The following is a 26,250-nucleotide window of genomic DNA, read 5'->3' on the forward strand; positions in this document are numbered from 1 at the left end:
TTGGGAATACTATCAATATAGTGAATTGGAGGAATGGATGATGGAATGGGATTGGTATACACGACCGGAAGATTATATTCATGTTGATCAGCTATATGCTCAAGCCTATACGTATTGGCTTGAACAATTGACGACCTCAAATGTGACGAAGATTGTCGTCGAGAATGGATATATGTATGGTTCACTCACACTCGACTATGAACAGTTAGAACGGGAACCACAAAAAATTGGACATTACTTCATTGGACCTGATTTTTTATGGACAATCGGCTTTGGTGATTTGCACCATGAGTCCGTTTTCGCCAAACAATGCGATTCTCCAATCGAGGCGTTTTATGAGTTGCTTGCCGAACGGATGAACAACTACTTTCACGGTATCGATGAGTTTGAAGAACGTTTGATGGCAGCTCAACGTGAAATGACGGGACAAGTTCCCGCTACGTTCATGAATGAGATTTTTGGTCTTCGCAGTGAGATTGAACGGTGGTCGGATACGGTCACTCCATATAAGGAGCTTGTCATGGCGGGACGAGAAGCTTTTTTAACGATCGATTTGCAGCAGTTAAAATCGTATCAACTTGCCGATTATCGAGTCAGTCGATTGCTGACACTCATCAATCATTATCAAGAAGACGTGATTGCGATGACAGATCTCGCCTCCACCCTGTCGAACTTTCGAGGGAACGAAATCATGAAGGCACTAACCGTCTTCACCGCGCTGACGACTCCCGTCGTTGCATTCGGTGCGGTTTGGGGAATGAACTTTAAAAATATGCCTGAACTGGAATGGCCGCTTGGATATGGGTTCGCCTGGCTCATGATTCTTCTCTTCACGCTCATCATCCAAGTGTGGCTGAAACGGAAGAATTGGATCGGGTCATTGCTACAGTTTCCGAATCAGACGACTTCACCGAAACATCGGTCAAAACAAAAAACTCAAAAAACGAACAAAAGTTCGGTATAATGAAAGAAAAGTGATTCACACAAGAAAGGTGATGTTATGGAACGACTCATCATTCATGTGGACATGGACGCATTTTATGCCTCTGTCGAACAGCGTGATCGTCCTAACTTACGAGGAAAGCCCGTCATCGTCGGAGGTCCTCCCCACAGCCGCGGGGTCGTCGCGACATGTTCCTATGAGGCGAGGAAATACGGCGTACACAGCGCGATGTCATCACGTCGCGCTTTTGCCTTGTGTCCCCATGCGACGTTTGTCAAACCACGGTTTCAGGCCTATCGACAAGTCAGCGCACAAGTGATGGAGATTTTTAAGTCCGTCACACCGCTCGTCGAACCACTCTCGCTCGATGAGGCTTACCTCGATGTGACGGAGAATTCGTTATTGAGCACATCTGGACCCTTTATCGCCCGGTATATATTAGGCGAGATTAAGCGTCGCACCGGTCTCACCGCGTCTGCCGGAGTCGCACCGTCAAAGTTTGTCGCGAAAATCGCTTCAGGATTTGAGAAACCAAATGGACTCACCGTCGTCCCGCTTAATGAAGTGGCAACCTTTCTGGCTCCCCTCTCCATCGAATCCATGCATGGCGTCGGAAAAGTGACCGCTCAAACACTTTATAAAAGTGGCTACCATACGATTGGTGACCTTCAACAAACTCGTCCCGAGCAACTGAAAGGCATCTTTGGACACGATCGTGGGCAACAACTGTATGAACTGGCACATGGACGCGATACGCGTCCTGTCGTGGCCACGCGGGAGCGTAAGTCGATTGGATCGGAAACGACGTTCGCATTTGATATCGATGACCCGGAAGAAGTGTTCGAACAGGTCATTCCGGAGATGGAGGACGTATTGCGTCAGCTCGATCGCCGCGACTTGAGCTGTCAAACGGTCACCATCAAAATAAAGACGAGCGAGTTTCAGGCTCGGAGTCATCAAATCAAATTAAACCACCCGACGCATGACCATGATGAGATTAGACGACTTGCCAGACGTCTTTTCGACGAGATGAACGTCACCGAGCCCGTCCGTTTGATCGGACTGACCGTATCCGATTTGATTCCCCGAACTGAATCGACACGACAGCTGACATTCGACGAACTGACAAAACCTTCTCTTGAAGAATGAATGACCATTCATTAAAATGAAGAAAAGGGGGTCGTGTGAATGGAAACATACACGGTGACAGGATTTGAAAATGATGGCACGCTCGTATTGAATGAAATGTTCGAAGCGAGCGACGATCAGTCGGCCAAACAAAAAGGGCTCGACATGCTTCGTGCTGCTGGACATGAGCATAAAGGGGCGCGTATCGTCCGACGGGGGCAACTCATCTACTTCGAGCGTTGCAAATTACCGGGGAAACTGAAAGGGACGGCATCTTAACAAAAGTAGACCAGGACAATGATTGTCTTGGTCTACTTTTCATTCACCATATTTTTTATTCCACGCATCCTGCCATTCTTGAAGATCGGGGTGAATATCTTCAAGCGATTCTCCGCTCAAACTATATCCGTTCCCTGAACCTGATCCGTCTGTCACGGGGAATGATGTCCCGCCGATGACCTTTCCATCCACAATCATTACCGAGACAGCAGTCTGTCCTGCGGGAGATTGCTCACCAATCGGGTGATCTTTCACCGTAAAGTTTTCGTAGTAGATGGTCTTACCCACGTATTCATCCGGTGATACCGGTTGTAGTCCCCAAACGTTCCGTTCACGATCCTCTGCCAGTTCCTCTAAAGTCAAGGTACTCGTATGCTCGCCTTCATAAGAGACAATCGGGTACTGTTGTTCCTCGAGATACGCTTCGGCCACCTGCCCGTTCTCCGTCATCTCCGGTTCTGATTCAGTTTCCATCTCTTTCCCACACGCAACAAGAAACAGGCAGAAGAATACAATCATCCATTTTTTCATCATCGTCCCCCCTTTCATCTGCTGATTCCTCTATTTTCGATACTCGTCCCCAAACCTCCTATTCAAAATGGGAAAAGGATGAGAATCATCAGAATTCCTATAATGCCCGTGATGAGTTGCAACGGCACACCGACTTTGACAAAATCCATAAATCGATAGTTACCGATACTAAAGACCATCGCATTTGTCGGAGATCCGAATGGGGTCATAAAAGCGAGTGACGCCGAGATGGCGACCGCAACGACGAATGGAACCGGACTGACAGACATCGATTCGGCGAGTGCAATCGCAAGGGGGACGAACAAAATAGCGGTCGCTGTATTCGAGATGATTTGACTAAGAATCATGGTGGAGACGAATAAGACGACGAGTACCCAAGTGGGACCAAAGTCGGCAAACGTCCTTTCAATCCATGCAACGACCCATGCCATGATTCCCGCCTTTTCAAGCGCTGTACCTACCGGGATCATGGCCGCAATCAAGACGAGCGAGGACCATTGAATGGATTGATAGGCGACGTCCATCTGTCGGACAGCTCCACTCAACACCATCGCTAGCGCAGCCATCCATACGGCAACGGTCGGGTCGACCCATTCGAACATGAACAGGAGCAACAACGTGAGCATGATGATGCCTGCTGCGAGCTGATGACGCCCGGATACGACTCGATTGGCCACCTCGGTCACCCGTTCATTTGATAACAGGTCATGTGTCTCTCGTTCCATCCGCTCTAAATCATCCCATGTCCCTTGTACCATCAACATGTCCCCTTGTTTCAGTGGGGTGTCTTTCAATCGCACGTGTGCAATCTCTTCTTGTGGTCGGATGACTTTTAAGACATTGACATGAAACTGATTACGTAACTGACTCTCACTGATCCGCTTCCCGATTAGTCGACTCACCCCTGGGACCGTGAACAGGAGAACCCCTCCGGTTTGATCATCTACACGGGTGGCCTCAATCGGTTCAAATGGAATCTGTTCTTTTTCGGAAAAGTTCCGAACGTGCCGTTCCTCGCCGCTGACAAGTAATTCCCCCGGACGTAGTACGGTGTCCGCATGAGCCGTCTCATGATGGTGTCGTCCATGAACTCGTTCCTTCAAGACTATAACCCCTTCATGAGACCATGGAAGGTCACGTAACTGTTTCCCAATTAACGGATGACTCTTTGCAATCGACATCACATAGACGTTTGGACGCAATGGCTCACTCACCTCCGTTTTCGACCACTGTTTCGCCCCACCTTGATCGAGTAATCGGTTCCCGATTAGCCGGAAATAGATCAGTCCGATCACCATAACGACCAGACCAATTGGAAACAATGAAAAGAATCCGAGCGGTTCATCCACGAGGCCACGGAGCGCTTCTGCCGCAACGAGATTGGGAGGAGTCCCAATCAGTGTCATCGTTCCACCGATGCTAGAAAAAAAGGCGAGTGGCATGAGATAAGAATCCGTAGACTGTTGGATTTTTCGTGCCATTACCATCACAACGGGAATGAGCAAGGCGACGGTACCCGTATTGGACATGACACTCGACAAGAGCGTCACCGTCAACATAAACAGATAGAATAAACGCGTCGCATTCCCTCCCGCGTATGGAACAAGCAAAGAAGCCAACCGTTCCGCCAGACCAGAATGAAACAATCCCGCTCCGACCACGAACAGTCCAGCAATCATCAAGACGACCGGATTGGAGAAACCAGCCATCGCCTCACCTGGGGTCAATTGTTGTGTGAGCACGAGGCAAACGAGTCCAATCAATGCCACTAAGTCCGCCCGTAACCATCCTGCTATGAAAAAGAAAATCATCCCTAAAAGGATTATCACCGTGATCATGCTGATTCACCCTTTCGCTATTGTCACAATTTCATTATAACCCACTTTATGTAAGCGCTTACTTAAAGCGTGTGACAATCTCATCAACAAAAAAACGGATGGCTCTAAAGCCATCCGCACATCATTTGTTATTGAACTTCGTTTTCGTTCACCATCGGGGCATAAAGCTCCTCGAGTGGTTTCATGATGATTTTCGTCACTTCTGTGACGAGTTGGTGCATGCGTTGCTCTTCTTGCATGAGCTCCATGATCAATTCGTTCTGTTGAACGTTCATCATTTTCGTTTGTGCATCCATCATTTCCTGCTCAGAGATTTCCTCTCCTTGCATCTGCTTTTGTTGAAGCGTCATTTGGATGTTACGGAAGTCAGCGAACAACTGGTTCGCTTCCGCATCCGCATTGACACGATCGTATAAAGAAGAGAGTGTTGTGAACTCTTCAGAATCGCGAAGTGCTTTCTCCAATTGGTAAGCTTGGTCGTACAAGTTTGTTTGTGACATGTAACGTCCTCCTAAATGCTATTAGGGTTAAGCCATCACAAGATGGCAATCAACCCTTGAATCAACCCAATCATACCACCTAACAGCGCACCAAGCCATGTTATTGCCCGGAACTCTCGTTTCGAGATCGATAAGACGATCTCTTCGAGGTACGACGTGTCGAGTGATTGGACCTGCTCTTGCACAATCTTATCAATCTTCAATCGGTCCATGATCGTCTCCATTTGATTCGTGAAGCGCTCAATGACAAGCGTGACACCTTGTGGAACGAGTTCGTCGACAATGCGGGATTCGACGGACTGTGTATACGACGAGACCGGACGATCCAATAATTGTCCGATTGGCAAACGAGATACGACTTGGTCTGTGATGCCATCGATGAGTCGTGCTTCGAGTCGGTCATCGATCAGTGTATCGACCGTCTTCTCACTGAATCGCTCAAATTCACGCGTAATCATCGTCGTCATTCCGTCACGGGTCGATTGACCACGTAAGATGTTGACGATTTCAGGTCGAACCATCTCGACAAAGTTCATGTTTTGAATGAACCCTGCGATAAATCCGAGACGACGCTGGACGAACGAGTCAACCATGTGACGAAGTTGCGCCTCACCTTCAGGAGAATAGAAATATTCCTCTGATTTGACGAGAAGCGCCTCTACGACTTCAGGAATGACCACTCGTACACGGTCCATCCCTTCTTCTCCAAGTAACTCAAACAGCTTTCGTTCTTTCACTTCAGCCATGACGTTCGATAGCTCGTCACGTAGTTTTTCATCTGCTAGCGTGAGGAATCGTGCCTCTGCGTTCGGATAGAGGGGTTCCAATAGCTCGCGAACCGTCTTATCCGAGCGTAACATCGTCTGGACCTCTTGTTGCGCAAAGTGCGTAATATGCGTCGTCACTTGGTCATCTAGCAATCGCTTCCGCATACCCTCTGGTGTCAATAAATGTTTGACGACCGTCTTCCCTAAACTAGATGCCAGTTCATCTCGACGTTTCGGAATAAGTCCTGGTGTAAAAGGAATCCGGAATGAACCGATGTATTTCGGTTCGTGTGGTCGGAACAACATCTTGATGGCGAGAAAGTTGGTCACGCCCCCGATGGTCGCCCCGATCAATATCATGAGTAAAATCTTTAATAACCCGTCCAAACTGCAAGCCTCCGATCTGAAATATGATACATTGTTGTTGAGGTGATAGTATTGAATACGTTTGATCGTATTAAATCGATTTTTCCGACTGCTGTCCATCGGTCGGAAGATGCATCTGGTGACCTTGATTGGTTCGAGACGCAAGATGGTACCCTATTCGGACTCCCCGCGTTCGAACTGAGCGAACGCGAACAAAAGCTGTTGGCGCTGTGGGCGACGCCAATCCTTCAATCTGATCCCCATCAGCGAAAATGGCAAGCAACCCTTCAAGATGAGACGTTTCGTTTTGAGCAACCGTTTCGGCTCATCTCTCTTTCTTTCCAAGAAGCGGAAGAAGAAGCGTTCGAATCCTTCGTCAATATCGTCCGTGACTTTATGCCGCATGCCGAGGTCATCTTGATGTCGACACGACATATCGAGCTGATTGAACAAAATCCATTCGTCGATCTTCAGGAGTTTGAGGACGTATTGCGCGCCATCGCGAGTGACTGTTTTATCGAGGCACATGCAATCTATAGCGAACGTCCGCAAGGCTCGCTCGCCCATGTGTATCGTCAACATCAATTACTCATGCCATACGCACGTATGTCTACTAAAACTTACCCTGCTAGTCAATTATTATACCATTATTTACTACAACAGCAGGACTTAAAAGAACGGATGCATATCACTGCCCCGTTAATGCAAATGCTCGATTTATCGACGATCGAATTATTAGAGGCGTTGTTTCGTCACTCGTTGAATGTCTCGCATACCGCCAAAGCACTGTTCATGCATCGAAACACGCTAAATTATCGGCTCGATCGCCTATTTGAGACGACGGGTTACGATGCTCGAACGTTCTATGACGCTAGCCTTCTTCAACTCATGGTCATGTTGCACAAATCCGATTGACGGTTTTTGTGCAACTTGTCCATATTCAATGCAAGCGGTTTCATCATATAATCGTTCTTGTAAGCGCTATTATATACACATAGATTCTTTAGGAGGCTAACGACATGGCAGAAATTCGTTTAGAACACATTGATAAAATTTACGATGGTGGCGTAAAAGCCGTCAGCGATTTCAACTTGCATATCAAAGACCGTGAGTTCATCGTCTTCGTCGGACCGTCTGGTTGCGGAAAATCGACGACACTTCGTATGATCGCAGGACTTGAAGAGATTTCAAACGGTGACTTTATCATTGACGGGAAACGAATGAACGATGTCGCTCCTAAAGATCGTGATATCGCCATGGTCTTCCAAAACTACGCACTTTATCCGCATATGAGCGTCTACGACAACATGGCGTTCGGGTTGAAGCTCCGTAAGTTCCCGAAAGACGAGATCGATCGTCGCGTAAAAGACGCTGCCCGCATTCTCGGTTTGGAAGAATACCTCGAGCGTAAACCAAAAGCGCTGTCAGGTGGACAACGTCAGCGTGTTGCCATCGGTCGTGCAATCGTCCGTGACGCAAAAGTCTTCTTGATGGATGAGCCACTCTCAAACTTGGATGCGAAACTCCGTGTACAAATGCGTAAAGAGATCATTCAACTCCACAACCGCTTGGACACAACGACGATTTACGTTACCCATGACCAAACGGAAGCGATGACACTCGCTACACGGATCGTCATCTTGAAAGACGGAATCATTCAACAAGTCGGTTCGCCGAAAGAAGTATATGATCATCCAGACAACATCTTCGTCGCCGGCTTCATCGGTTCACCATCGATGAACTTCTTCCGCGGTACACTCGCAGAAGGCAAATTCATCACGAACGGTGAAGAAGTCAACGTACCAGAAGGAAAAATGAAGACGCTTCGTGATCGTGGCTATGTCGGAAAAGAGCTCGTCCTCGGAATTCGTCCGGAATCAATCCACGATGAGCCAATCTACATCGACTCACCAACGACACACACGTTCAAAGCGCACATCGACGTCGCTGAGCTCATGGGTTCTGAGTCTTACCTCTACGCTGAACTCGGTGGACAACAGTTCACAGCCCGCGTTGACGGTCGCTCAAACATCCACATGGGTGACGATGTTGAACTCGCACTCGATATGACAAAAGCACACTTCTTCGACGGAGAAACTGAAGCAGTCATCCGTTAAGGTATACAAAAAACCTCGATTCGTCTGAATCGAGGTTTTTCTTATCGAATCGCGTAACGCCGTTCGAGTTTGTGTTGACCGGCTTGGATCAAGGTCGATAAAATCCAGTAAATCGACGCTGAGAACAAGAGTAACGGCATGACTAAATATGTCGTTGCCGCAATTTGGTCAGACACGTACGTTAACTCCTGAACCGCGATGACCGAACCGAGTGACGTTGACTTGATGATGTCGATGACCGAGTTCGAGACAGGTGGGATGGCACGTGAGAGCGCCTGCGGGAAAATGATGTCTTTGAAGCGTTTCATTTTCGGAATACCGAGCGCGACACTCGCCTCCACTTGTCCTTTGTCGACCGAGTTGATGGCTGCTCGGAAAGCCTCTGAGATATAGGCAGCGAAGTGGAAGCCTAATCCAAAGATGAGCGCCTGCATCCCACTGAGTTGAACGAACCCGGTGAGCCCGACATACAAGATCAGCAACTGAAGTAAGAGCGGTGTTCCACGGAAGAACGAAATGTACGTCCGTGTGAACAACCGTACGATTTTAATCGGACTACTATGAAGTAAAGCGATGATCAGACCGAGCGCCAAGGCGAGAAGAATCGACAGGACACTGGCGATCAACGTGAGCTGGACGGCTTCAAGATAGACCGAGCGGTTATCTATGACGGTCGTGATCAGTTCATTCATTGACTGATATCCTCACCGAAGTACTTCTCACCGATTTCTTTCATCGTGCCGTCTTCTTTCATCTCTGCGAGCGCATCGTTCAACTTGTCTAGCACGTCGCTATCTTGACGTGTCATGAATCCAGCTTCACTTGTATTGAAGATGTCACCGACTGCTTTGACGTCATAGCCTGTTTTTTCGAGTTCCGTCAAGATGAAGAGACGGTCGTTGAGGGCCGCGTCCAAACGACCCACTTCGAGGTCTTGAAGGACTTGGTTCGCCCCTTTATAAAACTTGACTTCAGCGCCAGCTTCTTCAGCCATTTGCGCATAGACCGAACCTTGTGTCGATCCGACTACTTTTCCATCGAGGTCGTCAATGCCTTGGATGTCATTGTTGTCTGAACCAACGATGACTTGAGCTCCTGACACAGCATACGGGTCAGAGAACGCATATTTCTCTTCACGCTCAGGCGTGATGCTCATTTGGTTAGCAATCATATCGATACGCTCAGCATCGAGTGCTGGGACAAGTCCTTTGAAGTCCATTGCTTCGTATTCCACTTTGTAACCGGCACGTTCTGCCGCTTCGTTTAAGACGTCGATATCATATCCCATCAATTCACCTTTTTCTTTGTACGTGAATGGTGGGTATGTCGCCTCTGTTCCGACTGTGATGACCGCTTCGTCCGCTCCACTGTCTGTTTCGTTACCGCAAGCTGCAAGAAGCCCGACTGAAGCTCCGATTGCGAGTACGCTCGTTAATGTCTTTTTCATAATGATTCCGCCTTTCCTATAATCCTTATATGATTACACGGTTTTAAACAATATCCTCATCATACTGGCGCGATGTCTTCATGTCAAACAAAAAACATCACCCTATTTCTAGAGTGATGTTCTTCATCAATCAATCGCCTTCGCTTGTTTCATAACATCCGCTTCAATCGCTTCACGTTTGGCGGTCGTCTTCTCGGCACGATCCGCATGCACACTGAAATAAAACTTGATTTTCGGCTCGGTTCCAGATGGGCGAAGACAGAACCACGAACCGTCTGCAAAGACGAATTTCAAGACGTTTGATGATGGCAATTCAATCGTTTCCGATTTACCGGACTGTAAGTCGGTCGCCACTTGTTTCTTATAGTCTTCGAAACGAACGACTTCATATCCACCGACTTCTTTTGGCGGATTGGCACGGAATGCTTCCATCATCCGTCCGATTTGCTCGAGACCAGCTTTTCCTTTTAACGTCATCGACTGCAAGGACTCTTCGTAGAATCCATACTTCTCGTAAATCGACTGTAACGCATCATAAAGCGTCCGACCGTGCTGTTTATGATAAGCTGCCATCTCGGCTGCGAGTAAACAAGCCTGAACGGCATCTTTATCACGACAGAAGTCTCCAATCAAATAGCCGTAGCTTTCTTCATACCCAAAGAGGAATTCATATTCGCCTGATTCTTCATATTGTTTGATCTTCTCACCGATGAACTTGAATCCAGTCAACGTATTTTCGAGATGTACGCCGTACGCTTTTGCAATCGCGGCACCGAGTTCAGACGTGACGATCGTCTTAGCGACAAACCCATTCGAAGGTAACGTACCTGTCTCACTCTTTTGCGACAGGATGTATTCCATTAATAGCGCACCCGTTTGGTTACCGGTCAAGACGAACCATTCCCCGTCCCGTCCGCGCACGGTTAAGCCGACACGGTCCGCATCCGGGTCCGTCGCCATGAGCAAATCAGCCTCGACCCGGTCCCCGTATTCCATTGCTAATTTAAATGCAGCCTTTTCTTCCGGGTTCGGATAACTGACCGTCGGGAACGCACCGTCTGGCTCTGCCTGCTCTTCTACGATGGTCACGTGCTCAAATCCATACGCCTTCAGCCCTTCCATGACCGGACGGCGTCCCGTCCCGTGGAGTGGCGAATAGACAATCCGAAGGGGGCTGTCCTGTATGTCACGGTGGATTCGAATTGACTGGAGTGCCTCCATATAGGCTTCATCGACTGATGACTCGACGGTGAGGAGTAACCCCGTTTGTCGGAGCGCCGCTTCATCTTCAATCTGAATTTTCAGCTCGTCTTCAATCGCATTGACATACGTCACGAGTTCATCTGCTTCCGCTGGTGGCAGCTGTCCCCCGTCTGCCCCATATACCTTGAACCCATTATATTCCGGCGGGTTGTGGCTCGCCGTGATCACGATGCCACCGAACGCATTTAAATGACGAACGGCAAACGACAGTTCAGGTGTGGCACGCAAACTTGGGAACAAGTACGTTTTGATTCCGTTTGACGCCAATGTCCGCGCCGCCTCTAACGCAAACTCAGGCGAAAAATGACGTGAGTCATGGGCGATGACGACGCCGTGACGTTTCGCCTCTTCCCCTGATGCTGAGATAAAATCAGCAAATCCTTGTGACGCTTTTCGAATCGTATAGACGTTCATCCGGTTCGCACCTGGTCCGATTTCTCCACGCATCCCGCCTGTTCCAAACTCGAGCGTCTTATAAAATGCATCTTCTAATGTGGTCTCATCTTTTGCGAGTTCTTCGAGTTCCGCACGTAAATGCGGCTCGAGCCCTTCGAATTGATTCCAACGGTCATACGTTTGTTGCCATGTCATGATTCATTCCCCTTTCACCCTCAAAAAATTCAATCGAAGTACTCGCCAATTGCTTCCATCTTGTATACGATGAGAGTAACGAAACCTCGAGGTGATATTAATGTTTCCAACAATGCGTGCCCAAGAATTAAAACAAATCGTGCATACGAACTCGATTCGTTTCATCGATTGCCGATATTCGCTAAACGACGCGTCCTATGGTAAATATGTCTACCGAAAGGGACATCTTCCGAACGCTGTCTTTCTCGATTTGATGGAAGACTTGTCCGGTCCGCTCGGCGAACACGGCGGACGTCATCCGCTCCCTTCGAAAGAAGCATGGACGGCAACACTTCGTCGCATCGGCTTGAAAAAAGAAGATTTGGTCATCATTTACGATGACGGCTTCCCATTCGCAGCCCGTGCATGGTGGCTCTTCAAATGGGCCGGTCACGAACGGGTCGTTGTGTTAGAAGGCGGTATCCAATCTGGCATCACTTATTGCGGTGAGACCACTACGGACGTTCCACACTATTCGACAAGCGACTATACGCCAGACTTCCAAGACCATATGATTGCGACACTCGATGAAGTGAAAGCTGCTGCGAGCGGCTCGCTCTATGATTCACGAACCGAAGATCGCTTCAACGGGTCACATGAACCAATCGACTCAAAAGCAGGTCACATTCCGAACGCATTGCTCTGCTCCTATGCCGAGGCCATCACAGAACTCGGGACGTTAGAAGACTTCCACGACTTAAAAGAACTGTATAAAGATGTTCTTCCCGTCGAGAACCCCATCTTTTACTGTGGTAGCGGTGTGACCGCCTGCGTCAATATTTTGGCGCTTCATGCTCTCGGAAAAGATGATGTCCGACTCTATCCGGGATCCTATTCCGATTGGATCAGCTATCCAGAAAACGAGGTCCACCCCTAAGGGTGGATCCTTTTTATTTTACGCTCGTCGGTTTGATATTCCAGACCGCGTTCGCATATTCCGTGATGGTACGGTCACTCGAGAAGATTCCTGACTTCGCCGTATTGACGATTGAGCTTTCAGCCCAACGTGATTGGTCACTGAACACCTCATCGACTCGTCGCTGTGCCCGCATATACGAGACAAAGTCTTTCAAGACAAGGAAGTCATCGTTATAGACGAGGAGAGAATCGAAGATGGATTGGAATTGATATTCGCCCACTTTATCGAACGTTCCGTTGACAAGACCATCGACCACATCTTTGATTTCCTGATGTGCGTGATACATCTCTGCCGCATGATAGCCTCCGAACTTCTTATAGTTCATGACTTCTTGCGGAGATAATCCAAAGATAAAGATGTGATCATCACCGACGGCGTCACGAATTTCGATATTGGCCCCGTCTAACGTTCCAATCGTCAAGGCTCCGTTCATCATGAATTTCATGTTTCCGGTACCGGATGCTTCATAGCTCGCAGTCGAGATTTGTTCGCTCAAGTCAGACCCTGGGAAAATTCGTTCGGCCATGGAGACACGATAGTTTTCAAGGAAGATGACTTTAATGAATTGACTCGCCCGCTTGTCCTTATTGATGAGCGTGGCAAGGGCATTGATATAGCGAATGATCTCTTTCGCATAGTAGTATCCCGGTGCCGCCTTGGCGCCAAAGATAAACGTGCGAGGCACCATCGTAAACGTCGGGTCCGCTTGAATCTTCAAGTAAAGCGCATGGATGTGAAGGGCATTCAGCAATTGTCGCTTATAGGCGTGCAAGCGTTTGACTTGTACGTCAAAGATGGAATGAGGGTCCACTGTCTCTCCCGTTTCTTCTTGAATGTATGCCGCTAAGTCCAATTTGTTTTGTTGCTTCACGTCCATGACTTTTTCTTGGAAGCTCCGGTCTTTCGAAACATCCATCAACTTTTCCAAGTCGTTCGGATGTTCGATCCATGACGGGCCGATTGCTTCCGTAATGGCGTCGGATAATCCCGGGTTCGACTTCAAGAGCCAGCGACGGTGTGTGATCCCGTTCGTCTTGTTGTTGAAGCGAAGCGGGAACATCTCATATAAGTAACGCATCTCGCGCTGTTTTAAAATATCCGTATGAATTTGCGCTACGCCGTTCGTTGAATGAGAACCGACGACAGCGAGATTGGCCATATTGATCTGTTCGTTTGACACAATTGCAATCTCTCCCATATGGGATTCGAGGTGCGGATAGTTGACGAGTACGTCTCGACAGAAACGTCGATTGATTTCTTCGATGATTTGATACACGCGCGGCAGAAGGCGTTGGTACATCTCGACCGGCCATTTCTCAAGCGCTTCTGCGAGTAGCGTATGGTTCGTGAACGACATGACGCTCTTCGTAATACGCCACGCCTCATCCCAACCGTATCCATGCTCATCCATCAAGATGCGCATCAATTCAGGAATTGCGACGACCGGATGCGTATCATTGATATGAATCGCGTAATGGTCGCCTAACTGCTTAAGTGATTTATTTCGCTTCAAATAGGAAGCAAGCATCGATTGAATGCCTGCAGATACAAAAAAGTATTGTTGTTTCAAACGTAATACTTTTCCTTCATACGTCGTATCATCTGGGTACAAAAATTCCGAAATGGTCGCAATCGACTGTTTATGTTTCAACAAGTCTTTATACGTCCCTTTCGTCTTCTCTAAATACGCCTCGTCGTCAAGTGGTGATTCGGCGTTCCAAAGACGTAACGTATTCACGACATCATTCTTATAACCGATAATCGGCATATCATACGGAACGGCAAGAACAACCTCGTCTGGATGATGGACGACACGCAATCGATCTCCGATTTGTTTCATCTCAATCCAGCCACCGAAATTGATTTCGACCGCTTTGTCCTGACGTCTCGTTTCCCACATGTTCCCGTCACGGAGCCAGTTATCCGGCAGCTCGACCTGATACCCGTCTACAATTTTCTGTTTGAATAGTCCATAACGATAGCGAATCCCGTTTCCATGCCCAGGTAAACTGAGTGCAGCCAACGAATCGAGGAAGCAGGCGGCCAGGCGCCCAAGCCCCCCGTTCCCAAGACCCGGTTCCGGTTCCAACTCGGTAATGTCTGTGAAGTCGTATCCGAGATCTTGTAGTCCGTCTCTAACGAGTTCCAATACGTCCAAACTGAGCAAGTTGTTGTATAAGAAGCGACCTAATAAAAATTCTAACGAGAAATAGATGACTTGCTTACTGTGTTTTTCTTCTTGACGGTCACGCGTGTGAATCCATTTGGGCATGGCCTGCTCACGTACCATCGTTGCCAATGTTTGATACACTTCCTGCTCTGTCCCATCCTCGATCGACTTCCCGTTCAATGCGATGAACCGTTCTTTAAATGCGTCGACAAAGCTTTGTTTATCTGTGAACATAAATCAAGTTAGCTCCTTCCACTCATGCGAATAAATGATATAACTCACGATATTGCTTGGCGGATTGTTTCCAGCTATAGTCCGCGGTCATCGCCTGATGGACGAGGGCATGCCAGTTTTCCTTTTCATAGAAGACACGAATCGCTTTTTCGATTGTCGCCAACATCTCATGAGCATTGTAGTTCATGAATCCAAAACCGGTCCCTTCTTGAGTGAACTCGTTGTACGGCTTCACGGTATCCCGGAGTCCACCTGTCTCACGTACGATCGGCAAGGTGCCGTATCGCATGGAAATCAATTGACTGAGACCACAAGGCTCAAAACGTGACGGCATTAAAAAGGCATCCGATCCCGCGTAAATCAAGTGAGCGAGTTCGATGTCAAAACCGATATATGACCCGACTTTCCCCGGGTGAGCAGCTGTCATCTCGTGAACGATTCTTTCATATTCCGGTTGTCCCGAACCGAGGAACGCGAACTGGCAAGGGAGATGTCCAAGTTCTTCACGGACACCATTGATTAAATCGAGCCCCTTTTGGTCAACGAGTCGGCTGACAAAACCGATGAGCATGACATCGTCACGTACTTCAAGCCCAAGTCGCTCTTGTAACGCTCGTTTATTCGCAAGCTTTCCTTCTTTGTACGTATCAAGGTTATACGACTGTTCGATTCGTGCGTCTGTGTTTGGATCGTTCGTTGCCAAGTCGATGCCATTTAAGATCCCTCGGACATCGACCGCGCGATGACGCAACGCCCCGTCTAACCCTTCACCGTAATAGGGTTCCATGATTTCGTCGCGATACGACGGGCTGACGGTCGTGATTTGATCGGAATGGACGATGCCGGCTTTCATGTAATTGACGAGACCGTTATGTTGAATTCCTTCAGCCGTGAAATGTTCAGGACCGAACTGTAGCAATTCTCCAAGAATCTCTTCTGGAAAGATTCCTTGGTATTGCAGGTTATGGATGGTATACACAGTGCGAATGCGTTGATACGCTTCAATATGTTGATAATGGATTCGTAAGAAGGCCGGTAAAATACCTGTCTGCCAGTCATGACAATGCAGGACATCGGGTACGTCTTCCATCTTCCCAATCATTTCGAGTACAGCGCGAGAGAAGAAGGCGAATCGTTCAGCATCATCAAAGTGTCCATATAAGACACCGTCACGTTTAAAGTAATACTCGTTATCGATGAAGTAATACGTGATGCCATCCCGCTCTAACTTCAAGACCGCACCGAACTGTTTACGCCATCCGACCGGAACAATCAGGTCGAATAAATACTCCATCTCGTCCACATACTCTTCAGCGATTGAGCCATATTTCGGCATGACAACACTGACTTCTTCTCCTAGGCCCGCCACCGCTTGAGGGAGCGAACCGACAACATCGGCCAGCCCCCCCGTTTTCATGAACGGTGCCGCTTCTGAAGCAACATACCAAATTTTCATAAAATCCTCCTCACACCACTGTTCGTTTCGCGATGACAATCGGTTCGTCGATTGTGCCTCGGATGACCTGTCCTCGTTTTACAACGACTTCTTTATCCAAAATCGCATTTTCAACGACAGCCCCTTCTTCAATAATCGATTTCGATGAGATGATTGAGTTTTTTACACGTGCGTGCTTACTGACTTCAACACCACGGAAGAGAATACTATTTTGCACCTCGCCATGAATCTTACACCCATTTGCCACGAGCGCCTCGTTAACCTTTGATCCTTTCAAATAGCGGGTCGGTGGCTCATGTTTGATTTTCGTATAAATATGAGGGAAGTCATAAATGATGCCTTCGCCACGAAGTAATCGCATGCTTTCATTATAGTAAGAAAGTACCGAATGAATGACCTGCATTTTTCCGACATAATGGTACCCGTGCACGTGTAAACGATGGAGCTGAGGACGAATGACACCGTCCAACAAGTCATATTCGCCTTTAGAGGTCGCTTCATCAACGAGGCGCATAAAGAGATTCTTCGACATAATGATCGTTTCCGTATATGTGTACTCATCATCCGGTGAGAAGCCTCGCTCAGAGATGCCGACGACGCGGTCATTCTCCCCAAGGCGAATCGGACGGCAGTAACCACATTTCTGTTCATGCGTCGTATAGGCAAGCGTGATGTCGGCGCCCATCGATTTGTGATGTGCGAGCATGTCGGTATAATCGATTGTCGTCAAAACGTTCGAACCTGTGATGACCACATACGGCTGCTTGCTGCGAATGAAGTGTTCACGGTGCATCGAGAAGTTGGCCAAGTCGCCAAGATACGCTTCCCCGTCCGGTTTCAACGCTGGTGGGAAGATGTGGAGACCTCCTTGCGAACGGTCCAAATCCCACTCTTTCCCTGAACCGAGATGATCCATCAATGAGCGATACTTATCTAACGTAAAGATCCCGACTTGATTAATATTTTGTGTGATCATATTCGTCAAGGTGAAGTCTATCAGGCGATAGCGTCCTGAGAATGGGACTGATGCCAGATTACGATGTCCAGTAAATTCCGGAAACAGACCTTGTTCCGTTCCTAAGTTAATGACCCCTAATAAATCGTTCGTCAACAGTAACGCCTCCTTGCGTGTCTCTTTACTCGTATCAAACTCTTTGTTTGAAGACGGTTCCACTTTCAATGTTTTCGTGTGGTTCAATAACAACGATTTCACCACCCGGCTCACCTACTGTCGCGCCGTCTTCAATGACTGCACAGCTAGCGACAATGGCTCTGTGAATTGTTACATCCTTCCCGATTCTAGCTCCTGGCATGATCACCGAGTCTTTAACGAGTGAACCTTCTCCAACACGGACATCGTAAAATAGCACTGAATGTTGGACTTCGCCTTCGATATGACACCCTTCGTTAATCACAGACTGTTCGACACAAGCGTCTTTTCCAATATACTGAGGAGTCTGGTTCGGGTTGACCGAATAGATTTTCCACTCCGGGTCATATAAATCGAATGGAGGCTCTTCTTCCAAGAGGTCCATATTCGCTTCCCAAAGAGACTGGATCGTACCGACGTCTTTCCAATAGCCTTTGAATTTATAAGCGAAGACGTCGAGTCCTTGAAGAAGCGTGTTCGGAATGATATTCTTCCCGAAGTCAAAGCTAGACGTTTCGTCTTCAGCATCTTTAATCAAATGTTCGCGCAAGATGCTCCAGTTGAAGATGTAAATCCCCATCGAAGCCAAGTTGCTCTTCGGTTCTTCTGGTTTTTCTTCGAACTCATTGATGCGGAGGTCATCCGCTGTGTTCAAAATTCCGAAACGCGGCGCTTCGTCCCACGGCACTTCCATGACAGAGATGGTCACATCGGCTTGTTTTTCTTTATGGGCTTCGAGCATTTTCTCGTAGTCCATTTTATAGATGTGGTCTCCCGAAAGAATCAACACATAATCTGGATCGTAATCATCGATATAGCTCAAGTTACGATAGATTGCATTGGCCGTCCCCTCGTACCAGTTTTTCCCCGACTGTGCTTGGTAAGGTGGGAGAATGGCTAACCCCCCGTTGCGACGATCTAAATCCCATGCCGTCCCGATTCCTAAGTAACGATTCAATTCAAGTGGCTCATATTGCGTTAATACCCCGACTGTTGTAATTCCCGAGTTCGTGCAGTTTGACAATGGGAAATCGATAATGCGGTACTTTCCACCGAAATTCACGGCCGGTTTCGCCGTCTTTCGCGTGAGAGGCCCCAATCGTTTTCCTTCTCCTCCTGCAAGGAGCATCGCAACCATTTCTTGCTTCATAAATAATAAGCCTCCTCAAAATCGTAATATACAACCTCTTTTACCCTTTTTCGCCCTTTCCTAAAGTATTCCTTCTCGAATTATTATATGATAACGTTTACATTTTTATTTTTTTGTAAATTGGACGATATAATGTATAGAGAGAGGTGAAATAGATGAGAGCTTGGATTGGAACCTTATTTTTTGCTGGACTTTTGGCTGCTTCCTTGTCACTTGCCACTGCATTGAAAGAAGAGATTGATCAGGCAGATGAAATTCTATCTTGGGGACAAGAGCTGGTATCGGCACAACCACTCTCGTCAATGCATGCCGTCACACTCGCATACAACGGTGGAGAACAGCAAATCTACTTGGCGGGCCGCAGAAATGACGTGTCTCCGAAAGCGTTGCCCGAACATATCCAAGATGCGATTACGACCATCGAAGACCGTAAGTTCAATGCTCATCCCGGTTATGATTTGAGCGGGATTGCCCGAGCATTTATCAATAACGCGAACGAGACATCTGTCCAAGGTGGGAGTACAATCACGCAACAGTTGGCACGGAACGTGTACCTCACACATGAACGGACATATGAACGAAAAGTGAAAGAGTTATTGCTTGCTCGAGCACTAGAAAAAAATTATAGCAAGAAAGAAATTTTAACAGCTTATAGCAACGTTATTTTTTTTGGACATAATGTATATGGGATTCAATCGGCAGCCGATACATACTTTTCACGACCGCTCGACGATCTGAATTGGAATCAACTCGCTTACTTGTTGACAGTACCAAATAATCCGTCACTTTATGATCCCCTCAATCCATCTGATGCTTTTTTTGAGCGTAAGGACCGAATCTTGACGCAACTGTTTGAAGCGGGTGTTCTCTCGAAGAGTGCTTACGATCAGTATCATGGCGTCAAGCTCCAAGCGTCGTTTCGCAGTCAAACGATTCAATACCCGGACTATATGGATACAGCCGTCCGTGAAGCGATTCAATTGGTACGGACACGTTACGACTTAGATGATACCGAGGCGAGAGAATATTTGTCCACGCATGAAGCGACGATCGAGACTTACTTATCAACCGGGAAGCAGAAACAAGCAAAACAGGTGATGAGTCAACTCCCTCCCGGTGTGAACGGTGGCTATACGGAACTGACACCTCAAGGGAGAATCGTGGCCATGGTCGACTCTGAGATGACGCAGGTCGGTGAGTTCAACCGAGCGACCCAGGCGTACCGCCAACCAGGTTCCGCAATCAAACCGATCCTCGTTTTCGCCCCATTTATCGAAGAGACAGGAGCGAAACTTGACACGGTACTTGACGGTCGTCCGGCTTGTTACGGTTCTTATTGTCCCGGAAATAGTCACAACCGTGTGTTAGGCGATGTCTTATTGAAAGATGCGGTCGCTTTCTCGTATAACACACCTGCGCTCGCCGCCTTCTCAACAATCGATCAGGAACGCGCGTATAAGACAGCTGATATGATGTTCAGTCAATGGGATGAACAGGACGAGAACTTAGCGAGTGCCCTTGGCGGTCTCACACAAGGGGTCTCCCCAAAAGAACTAGCCGCCGCCTACACCCCATTCTTAAATAAAGGCGAGTATACATCCGGACATACAATCAAACAAATCACATTCAAGTCCGGTGAACCAACGTTGACCCCGATCTTAACGGAAGAGACAGTCTGGTCTCCGGAAACGATTAGTGAGATGAAAAAAGCGTTATCGACCGTCACCTCATACGGCACAGGTCGCTATGCGAATCAGCTGAAACGTAAGTTTGAGTATCTCGGAGGAAAGACCGGAACAACGAACGACAACAAAGATATGTGGTATGTCGGACTGACCGATCGCACCATCACCGCCATCTGGCTCGGTGCCGATACGCCCCGCCCATTCCCGGAACTCGCCAACCGTGCGTATCCGGCGATTGTCTGGACACAGGCACACCAATAAAAGGAGTCAGCCACTGAAAAGTGGACTGACACCTTTTGCTTTATAATCGACGTTCGATTTGAAGTCGATATGCTCCCCAATGCTCCATTAACTCGTCGTGATTGATTAGTTTCCATGGATTGAAACGGACTTGACCATGTTTATTGAAATAGAGTCCTTGTCGCACACAGTAACTCGCATGGACCAGTTGCCCTTGGTCGCTCCAAAACGTCAGGACGTCATTCGGCCTTAGTGTATCATTCTTCACAGTTTCGTACCTACTTCGCTTTAATGTCTGAAGGAACGTCTCTGGATGAACCCATTGGTGAACGACCTGTTCGTTTCCCGTGACCGCAAACAACGTCGCCGCGAGACAGTTACTTCCATCCTGGATCGGAAACCGATTTGTATAACCCGCAATATGCGAAGCAATCGAGTCATCACAGGGTTCCCCTTCCCAACGATCCCATTCCTTCGCATAGTCGAGCAGGAGAGAATGACGCATCTCGATGTCGAGCTCATTCCAATTTTGCGGATGCAAAACGATGACACACGCGCCATCCTTCTCTATAATCATCTCATTCGATAGACGTTTCATCTGCTCGACTGATATCGGCAAAACAAGACCACGATGGGTCGTCACTTGAAATTCCAATAAACGTGTTTTGACGTGCTCCTGTAACTCCTTCAAAAAGCTAGAGAACGCATGGATGACATAAGTCACGTCTTGACCCATCTGCCACGTCACATACGGATTCGTGATGTCGGGTCTGCGGTAAAGCGGATGATTGAAAAACTCCTGCCTCGGAATCACGAGACAGGAACTCGGTATATCCTCAAGAAACGAAGAATCAATCCAATACAAGGTTTCCTCCGGAACAAATGATAGACACCACGCTTCGATCACATCAGAGGTTGGTCCAAAAGAATGCTTCATAAGATGATATCTCCGACAGAGTTAAACAAGCGAAGGACCGACCAACCTAACCCGCTGACCAACGTCGCCCACATGACGGCCTGCATAAGTAATAAGCCGATGGCACGTGGGACGGACATCGATTGGCTTACTTGCCAGACATAGTAAAAGAGATACATCAAGAGCGTGCCAACGAGCACGGCGATAACGGCGAGTAACGTGTTCAAAAAGAGAAAGCTGATTCCGGACCCGATGAGAAAGATGATGGCACCAGGTTTGAGCCGATGAAGCGACGTGCCATTTGTCTCTCGCGCAAAAAAAGCGAAACCGAGTTGATTGAACGTATCGGCTACCAATTTGAATGCGCTAAACAACATAAAGAAAATCGTAAAGAATACGACGAGCACGAGCACTTTCGTCTCTTGCACGGATAACAGTTCGATAATTTCACTATATACGCCAATTTGATTCAGCCATTGGATTACGTACTCGGAGGTCGCAATCGCAAGTGACATCGAAAACAAAATAATTCCGATGAGTGGGGCATAGCTCAGTAAGTACACATTCGTTTTCATGTTCCTTCTCCAATTTCACAGTAATTTCTTATATTCAGTGCAATTCACCTACCAAGTATATTATACTATTTATAGTTATGGAGAATAAAAGGGGGATTTTTGGATGGGCCTATTATTGATGGTTGGAATCAGCGTCGTCTTCCTCGCAGCGATTTTGACAGCTGGATATAACCGTAAACCTGAGGGTAACGAATAAGAGCCGGGATTCTTACGAATCCGGCTCTTTTTTATTTCAATCCTGCATATCCCTGTTGGCGAAGCGCCTCATATACGATGATGGCTGCTGTATTCGATACGTTCAATGAACGAACGAGGTTCGATTGTGGTAGGCGGATGCAGCGATCCAAATTGTTCTCGATGACTTCCATCGGCAACCCTTTCGTCTCACGACCAAAGACGAAGAAGTAGTCACCGTCTACATCTGAAACGTCTAAATCACTCGGGTATTGTTCCCCGTACTTCGTAATATAAAAGAACTGACCATCCGGATGCTTCTCCCACAGCTCTTCTAACGAGTCATGATAGCGTACATCGACGAATTGCCAATAGTCGAGACCGGCACGCTTTAACATCTTATCATCCGTCGAGAATCCGAGCGGACGAATCAAATGAAGGACCGAATTCGTCGCCGCACACGTACGTGAGACGTTCCCTGTATTTGCTGGTATTTCTGGTTGAAACATTACGACATGAATCGCCATGGTTGATTTCCCTCACTTTTTCATTTCAAATTCTAGAAGGCGTTGTTTCTCAGACAACCCTCCCGCAAAACCAATAAGCTTTCCACTACTTCCAATGACACGATGACACGGAAACAGAATCGGCAATGGATTTCGATTGAGCGCCTGTCCGACGGCGCGAACGGCCTTTGGTCGACCGATTTGTTCGGCAATTTGTTTATATGTGCGTGTCTCACCATATGGAATGGTCAAGAGCGCATCCCAAACCTCCTGTTGAAACGGTGTTCCGTTCATTTCGACATAGGCACGATCTGCTTCTTGAAATCCTGTCTTCTCGACTCGTGTCATGAGATCTCGCAACCACTCAGGTGCTTCCTCTGTCGGTTCATGTGTTGTGAACTCAAGAGCCGTCAGTTTGCCTGCTGCGTTTAATTCATACGCTAACGTTCCCCATTTAGACGACACGATCTTCATGTGCCCACTCCTCTCGATAGATACGAATCTCTTCATGAACCATGTCAGACGTTTCATTCCGTTCAATCTCTTCAAATATCGAATCGGCCTCAGGTCCAAGAATCGCACCGATTGCCCAAACAGCCGTCGCGCGCATGTCTTCGCGTTCATCCTGTTTGATGAATTCCCGTAAGATTGGAATCGCTGAAGGCTCACGGTAGTGCGCGAGTGCTAAAATCGCATTTCGTTGAATCGGTTTCTTCCCGCGCCATGCGCCCGATAAATGTCCGAACTTTTGTTTGAACTCCCGGTTGCTCAATGTCAGAAGAGGCTCTAAGAGCGGTTTGACGATCTCAGCTTCCGGTAACAGTTCTTCGTGGTGACGCCAGTCCTTTTTGCGGTTATATGGACAGACTTGCTGACACGTGTCGCATCCATATAATCGCCCCCCAAGCTTCGACCGAAACTCTCGTGGCATCAACGTCTTCATCTGTGTAAGATAGGCGATACAGCGCTTCGCATCGAGGACACCCGGCTCAACAAGAGCCGTCGTCGGACAAGCTGTCATACACTTATTGCAATCTCCACATCCGTCTTCAATCGCTTCATCCGGTGGTAAGTAAACATCTAAAATCATTTCGCCCAAATAAAGATAGGACCCTTTCTCAGGAGAGATGATTGAACAGTTTTTCCCACTAAATCCAATCCCAGCTCGTTCTGCGACGGCACGGTCCACGAGTTCACCCGTATCGACCATCGAACGCGTTCGCACGTTTGGAACCAATTCTTCGATATACGCTTGAAGTTTGGCCAATCGATCGCCGACCGCCCGATGGTAATCGAGTCCCCACGAAGCACGAGCAAACAACCCTCGTCTCTCGCCGGCGACACTACGGGGCGCATCTTTTAATTTACTTGGATAGGCGATGGCGATTGCAATGATCGACTGGGCTTCTTCAAGTAAGAGTTCTGGGTTCGTACGCTTCTCTAAGTCGGGCTCTTCAAACCCAGAGGCAAACCCTTTCTCTTGTTGCCGAATAAGTCGCTGTTTCATGACGATGAACGGATCAGCTGTCGTCACTTTCAACTCATCAATCCCGATGGTTTCGGCATACGCTAAGATTTGTTGTTTTAATGTGTACGGGTCCATTCCGTTCACCTCCTCTATATATTTTCGCATACAAAAAATCTCTCCGCCACTCGGCAGAGAGATATGAAGCGGGTGAAGAGAATCGAACTCTCGTCATCAGCTTGGAAGGCTGAGGTTTTACCATTAAACTACACCCGCATGAAATATTGTTGTCGTTCAAGCGACTATAGTTAATATACACCTATACTATTAATCTGTCAACAAGTATTCGTAAGTTTTTCTAAATTCAATGAAATCAATATGTTAATATATCTTAATCATTCAAAAGATTTTTGATGAAACAAAGAATCGAGTGGCGTCATGATTTGAAATTGACGGCCGTGCCCCTCTGTTTCTGCATACGTCAACGCTGTGAGTTGACCGTCCTGATACAGGTCTACATGAAGGAAACGATCTTGGATATTGTTATAGATATGGAAGACGTCTCGTGTTTGTCCAATTCGCTCGACTTGCCTCAAGAGTTCTTCTTTGACGGGACGTGACATCTGATTCGCAACGTGTGTATGGAAGATACATAACATCTCCGCTTCAGGTACACGCGATACGAGTTCTTGTAGCATCGTCACACCATCCCCTTCAATGAGCGTCACCTTATTCAAATTGACTTCATTCATGGCGGCCTGAAGCAGTTGCCGTCTTGTTTCATGTTCTGGCCAAATTAACGCATTTAACCATGACCGCTCTGCTTCGTCTGTCAAATCTACAATGTTCAAATCGACGCCAAGACGCGTTCCGATGTCTAATAGCGTCTTAGCCTCGAGATGGAATGATTCGTTCGATTCGACGGTCGCTGAGATGTTTACTGATGAGATGCTTATCGGGTCGATTGGGACGCCATTATACTCATAAGCGTACTGGTCAACAAATAGTTGAAGCCCTGCACTCGTTCCAATTTCGAGCAGTGCGAGTGATTGCTTCGTCTGTTGTTGAATCTTCGAAAATATCGGATACAAGTAGGCGCATCGTTGAACCTCGTTCGTTTGCACACGACGGGTCCTCAATCGATGACGGATCCCACTTTCGTAAGTATGAAAAAAAGCTAAAAAAGAGGGAAATACATCTTCAGCTTGTTTTGGATATATTGTCACGCTAGGATAATAGGTGGCCAACTCATCAGCAGAGTGTTGAATTACCAGTTCATGAACAGATGCAAACAATAGATTTGGAGCAGGTTGTCCCTTTGGTATGTCTTCACACAAAGATAAGAGCCATTCATGCTGGGCCACTTCTCGAGCTAGCACTTCGTATAAGCGACTAGAACCCACACATTCGTTGTCAGCAAATCGGATGAACCGATTCGATTGTTCTGTATATTGAATATCATCCACCTCGTTTCTTCTTGATTAAAACATTCGAGCTGAATGAATGTCAATCCTTCTCAAAAAAAGAAAAAGAAAAGAAAAAAGACCCTAACCTCAGTTAGAGTCATACGGATACCGGTGGTCGGAGTCGAACCGACACTCCAGAGGAACACGATTTTGAGTCGTGCGCGTCTACCAATTCCGCCACACCGGCATATTATGTTGGAGGCGCCAGTCGGAATCGAACCGACGATAAAGGAGTTGCAGTCCTCTGCCTTACCACTTGGCTATGGCGCCAAAAGTCATTGGAGCGGAAGACGGGATTCGAACCCGCGACCCCGACCTTGGCAAGGTCGTATTCT

At 47.6% G+C, this 26,250-nt stretch carries 24 protein-coding genes and 3 tRNA genes; 7 read left to right on the top strand and 20 right to left on the bottom strand.

All coding sequences use genetic code 11. The annotated features are described in order from the left end of the window. Positions 1-40: 40 nt before the first annotated feature. Genes BBB58_RS13345 through BBB58_RS13355 form a run of 3 tightly spaced genes read left to right on the top strand, consistent with a single transcriptional unit; the run spans position 41 to position 2,350 of the window. Positions 41-964 carry a magnesium transporter CorA family protein gene (locus BBB58_RS13345; RefSeq protein WP_074037678.1) on the top strand — a complete coding sequence of 308 codons (924 nt, stop codon included), beginning with the start codon at positions 41-43 and terminating at the stop codon, positions 962-964. Between the two features lie 36 nt (positions 965-1,000). Next, positions 1,001-2,092, top strand: coding sequence for a DNA polymerase IV (dinB, locus tag BBB58_RS13350; RefSeq protein WP_074037679.1), 1,092 nt, complete (start codon positions 1,001-1,003; stop codon positions 2,090-2,092). Positions 2,093-2,131: 39 nt separating this feature from the next. Then, entirely contained in the window at positions 2,132-2,350 is a 219-nt protein-coding gene (locus tag BBB58_RS13355) for a YhzD family protein (protein ID WP_015880927.1), read from the top strand. A 39-nt stretch (positions 2,351-2,389) separates the two neighbouring features. Here BBB58_RS13355 and BBB58_RS13360 read toward each other — a convergent pair whose 3' ends face one another. The 4 genes from BBB58_RS13360 to BBB58_RS13375 form a co-directional block, all read right to left on the bottom strand. Further along, the gene (locus tag BBB58_RS13360) at positions 2,390-2,881 is read right to left on the bottom strand and encodes a hypothetical protein (protein ID WP_143180256.1); all 492 of its coding nucleotides are present in this window, start codon (positions 2,879-2,881) and stop codon (positions 2,390-2,392) included. 62 nt (positions 2,882-2,943) lie between these two features. Next, complete coding sequence (locus tag BBB58_RS13365; RefSeq protein ID WP_074037681.1) at positions 2,944-4,719, bottom strand: SLC13 family permease; 1,776 nt, start codon at positions 4,717-4,719, stop codon at positions 2,944-2,946. A 128-nt stretch (positions 4,720-4,847) separates the two neighbouring features. Continuing rightward, complete coding sequence (locus BBB58_RS13370) at positions 4,848-5,219, bottom strand: YlbF family regulator (protein WP_015880924.1); 372 nt, start codon at positions 5,217-5,219, stop codon at positions 4,848-4,850. Between the two features lie 35 nt (positions 5,220-5,254). Beyond that, positions 5,255-6,346, bottom strand: coding sequence for a DUF445 domain-containing protein (locus BBB58_RS13375; RefSeq protein ID WP_074037964.1), 1,092 nt, complete (start codon positions 6,344-6,346; stop codon positions 5,255-5,257). A gap of 69 nt (positions 6,347-6,415) precedes the next feature. Between BBB58_RS13375 and BBB58_RS13380 the strand changes: the two genes are divergently transcribed. Together BBB58_RS13380 and BBB58_RS13385 are read left to right on the top strand one after the other, a co-directional pair. Continuing rightward, positions 6,416-7,267 (top strand): PucR family transcriptional regulator, encoded by an 852-nt coding sequence (locus BBB58_RS13380; RefSeq protein ID WP_244150754.1) that lies wholly within the window; start codon positions 6,416-6,418, stop codon positions 7,265-7,267. Between the two features lie 104 nt (positions 7,268-7,371). Beyond that, entirely contained in the window at positions 7,372-8,469 is a 1,098-nt protein-coding gene (locus BBB58_RS13385) for an ABC transporter ATP-binding protein (RefSeq protein WP_015880921.1), read from the top strand. A gap of 41 nt (positions 8,470-8,510) precedes the next feature. Here BBB58_RS13385 and BBB58_RS13390 read toward each other — a convergent pair whose 3' ends face one another. The 3 genes from BBB58_RS13390 to BBB58_RS13400 form a co-directional block, all read right to left on the bottom strand. Then, the gene (locus BBB58_RS13390; RefSeq protein WP_074037683.1) at positions 8,511-9,161 is read right to left on the bottom strand and encodes an amino acid ABC transporter permease; all 651 of its coding nucleotides are present in this window, start codon (positions 9,159-9,161) and stop codon (positions 8,511-8,513) included. Further along, positions 9,158-9,916 carry a transporter substrate-binding domain-containing protein gene (locus BBB58_RS13395; protein ID WP_015880919.1) on the bottom strand — a complete coding sequence of 253 codons (759 nt, stop codon included), beginning with the start codon at positions 9,914-9,916 and terminating at the stop codon, positions 9,158-9,160. Before BBB58_RS13395 ends, BBB58_RS13390 begins: the two co-directional genes overlap by 4 nt. 126 nt (positions 9,917-10,042) lie before the next feature. After that, positions 10,043-11,770 (bottom strand): phospho-sugar mutase, encoded by a 1,728-nt coding sequence (locus BBB58_RS13400; protein WP_074037684.1) that lies wholly within the window; start codon positions 11,768-11,770, stop codon positions 10,043-10,045. Positions 11,771-11,870: 100 nt separating this feature from the next. On the opposite strand from BBB58_RS13400, the gene BBB58_RS13405 reads away from it, so the two are divergent. Next, a complete protein-coding gene (locus tag BBB58_RS13405) occupies positions 11,871-12,686 on the top strand; it encodes a sulfurtransferase (protein ID WP_074037685.1) in 816 nt (271 codons plus the stop codon). Between the two features lie 13 nt (positions 12,687-12,699). Here the strand turns inward: BBB58_RS13405 and BBB58_RS13410 are convergent, their stop codons facing one another. From BBB58_RS13410 to BBB58_RS13425, 4 genes are read right to left on the bottom strand one after another with little or no spacing between them, the layout of a single operon-like run. Continuing rightward, positions 12,700-15,132: a glycogen/starch/alpha-glucan phosphorylase gene (locus tag BBB58_RS13410; RefSeq protein ID WP_074037686.1), complete on the bottom strand. Its 2,433-nt coding sequence runs from the start codon at positions 15,130-15,132 to the stop codon at positions 12,700-12,702. A gap of 22 nt (positions 15,133-15,154) precedes the next feature. Further along, on the bottom strand, positions 15,155-16,588 hold the full coding sequence (glgA, locus tag BBB58_RS13415; RefSeq protein WP_074037687.1) for a glycogen synthase GlgA: 1,434 nt from the start codon (positions 16,586-16,588) through the stop codon (positions 15,155-15,157). Positions 16,589-16,598: 10 nt separating this feature from the next. Further along, complete coding sequence (gene glgD, locus BBB58_RS13420) at positions 16,599-17,801, bottom strand: glucose-1-phosphate adenylyltransferase subunit GlgD (protein ID WP_236548973.1); 1,203 nt, start codon at positions 17,799-17,801, stop codon at positions 16,599-16,601. Continuing rightward, a complete protein-coding gene (locus BBB58_RS13425; protein WP_074037688.1) occupies positions 17,734-18,888 on the bottom strand; it encodes a glucose-1-phosphate adenylyltransferase in 1,155 nt (384 codons plus the stop codon). Before BBB58_RS13425 ends, glgD begins: the two co-directional genes overlap by 68 nt. Before the next feature lie 155 nt (positions 18,889-19,043). Here BBB58_RS13425 and BBB58_RS13430 point away from each other — a divergent pair, with 155 nt between their 5' ends. After that, positions 19,044-20,834 carry a transglycosylase domain-containing protein gene (locus tag BBB58_RS13430; RefSeq protein ID WP_074037689.1) on the top strand — a complete coding sequence of 597 codons (1,791 nt, stop codon included), beginning with the start codon at positions 19,044-19,046 and terminating at the stop codon, positions 20,832-20,834. Between the two features lie 40 nt (positions 20,835-20,874). Here the strand turns inward: BBB58_RS13430 and BBB58_RS13435 are convergent, their stop codons facing one another. The 9 genes from BBB58_RS13435 to BBB58_RS13475 form a co-directional block, all read right to left on the bottom strand. Next, positions 20,875-21,678, bottom strand: coding sequence for a hypothetical protein (locus tag BBB58_RS13435; RefSeq protein ID WP_143180257.1), 804 nt, complete (start codon positions 21,676-21,678; stop codon positions 20,875-20,877). A 68-nt stretch (positions 21,679-21,746) separates the two neighbouring features. After that, the gene (locus BBB58_RS13440) at positions 21,747-22,304 is read right to left on the bottom strand and encodes a DUF5366 family protein (RefSeq protein WP_074037691.1); all 558 of its coding nucleotides are present in this window, start codon (positions 22,302-22,304) and stop codon (positions 21,747-21,749) included. Between the two features lie 227 nt (positions 22,305-22,531). Further along, positions 22,532-23,005, bottom strand: coding sequence for a tRNA (uridine(34)/cytosine(34)/5-carboxymethylaminomethyluridine(34)-2'-O)-methyltransferase TrmL (trmL, locus tag BBB58_RS13445; protein ID WP_015880908.1), 474 nt, complete (start codon positions 23,003-23,005; stop codon positions 22,532-22,534). Between the two features lie 12 nt (positions 23,006-23,017). Further along, on the bottom strand, positions 23,018-23,458 hold the full coding sequence (locus tag BBB58_RS13450) for a methylated-DNA--[protein]-cysteine S-methyltransferase (RefSeq protein ID WP_084543111.1): 441 nt from the start codon (positions 23,456-23,458) through the stop codon (positions 23,018-23,020). Further along, entirely contained in the window at positions 23,439-24,587 is a 1,149-nt protein-coding gene (queG, locus tag BBB58_RS13455; protein ID WP_074037692.1) for a tRNA epoxyqueuosine(34) reductase QueG, read from the bottom strand. Before queG ends, BBB58_RS13450 begins: the two co-directional genes overlap by 20 nt. A 67-nt stretch (positions 24,588-24,654) precedes the next feature. Further along, positions 24,655-24,725 (bottom strand) — tRNA-Gly (locus BBB58_RS13460). Between the two features lie 119 nt (positions 24,726-24,844). Beyond that, positions 24,845-25,915 carry a DUF2332 domain-containing protein gene (locus tag BBB58_RS13465; RefSeq protein WP_084543112.1) on the bottom strand — a complete coding sequence of 357 codons (1,071 nt, stop codon included), beginning with the start codon at positions 25,913-25,915 and terminating at the stop codon, positions 24,845-24,847. A 106-nt stretch (positions 25,916-26,021) separates the two neighbouring features. Continuing rightward, positions 26,022-26,102: transfer RNA gene (locus BBB58_RS13470), tRNA-Leu, on the bottom strand. Positions 26,103-26,111: 9 nt separating this feature from the next. Beyond that, a tRNA-Cys gene (locus BBB58_RS13475) sits at positions 26,112-26,185 on the bottom strand. Positions 26,186-26,250 lie beyond the last annotated feature (65 nt).

The sequence above is a fragment of the Exiguobacterium profundum genome (assembly GCF_001909285.1).
In the GTDB taxonomy this organism is placed as follows: domain Bacteria; phylum Bacillota; class Bacilli; order Exiguobacteriales; family Exiguobacteriaceae; genus Exiguobacterium; species Exiguobacterium profundum.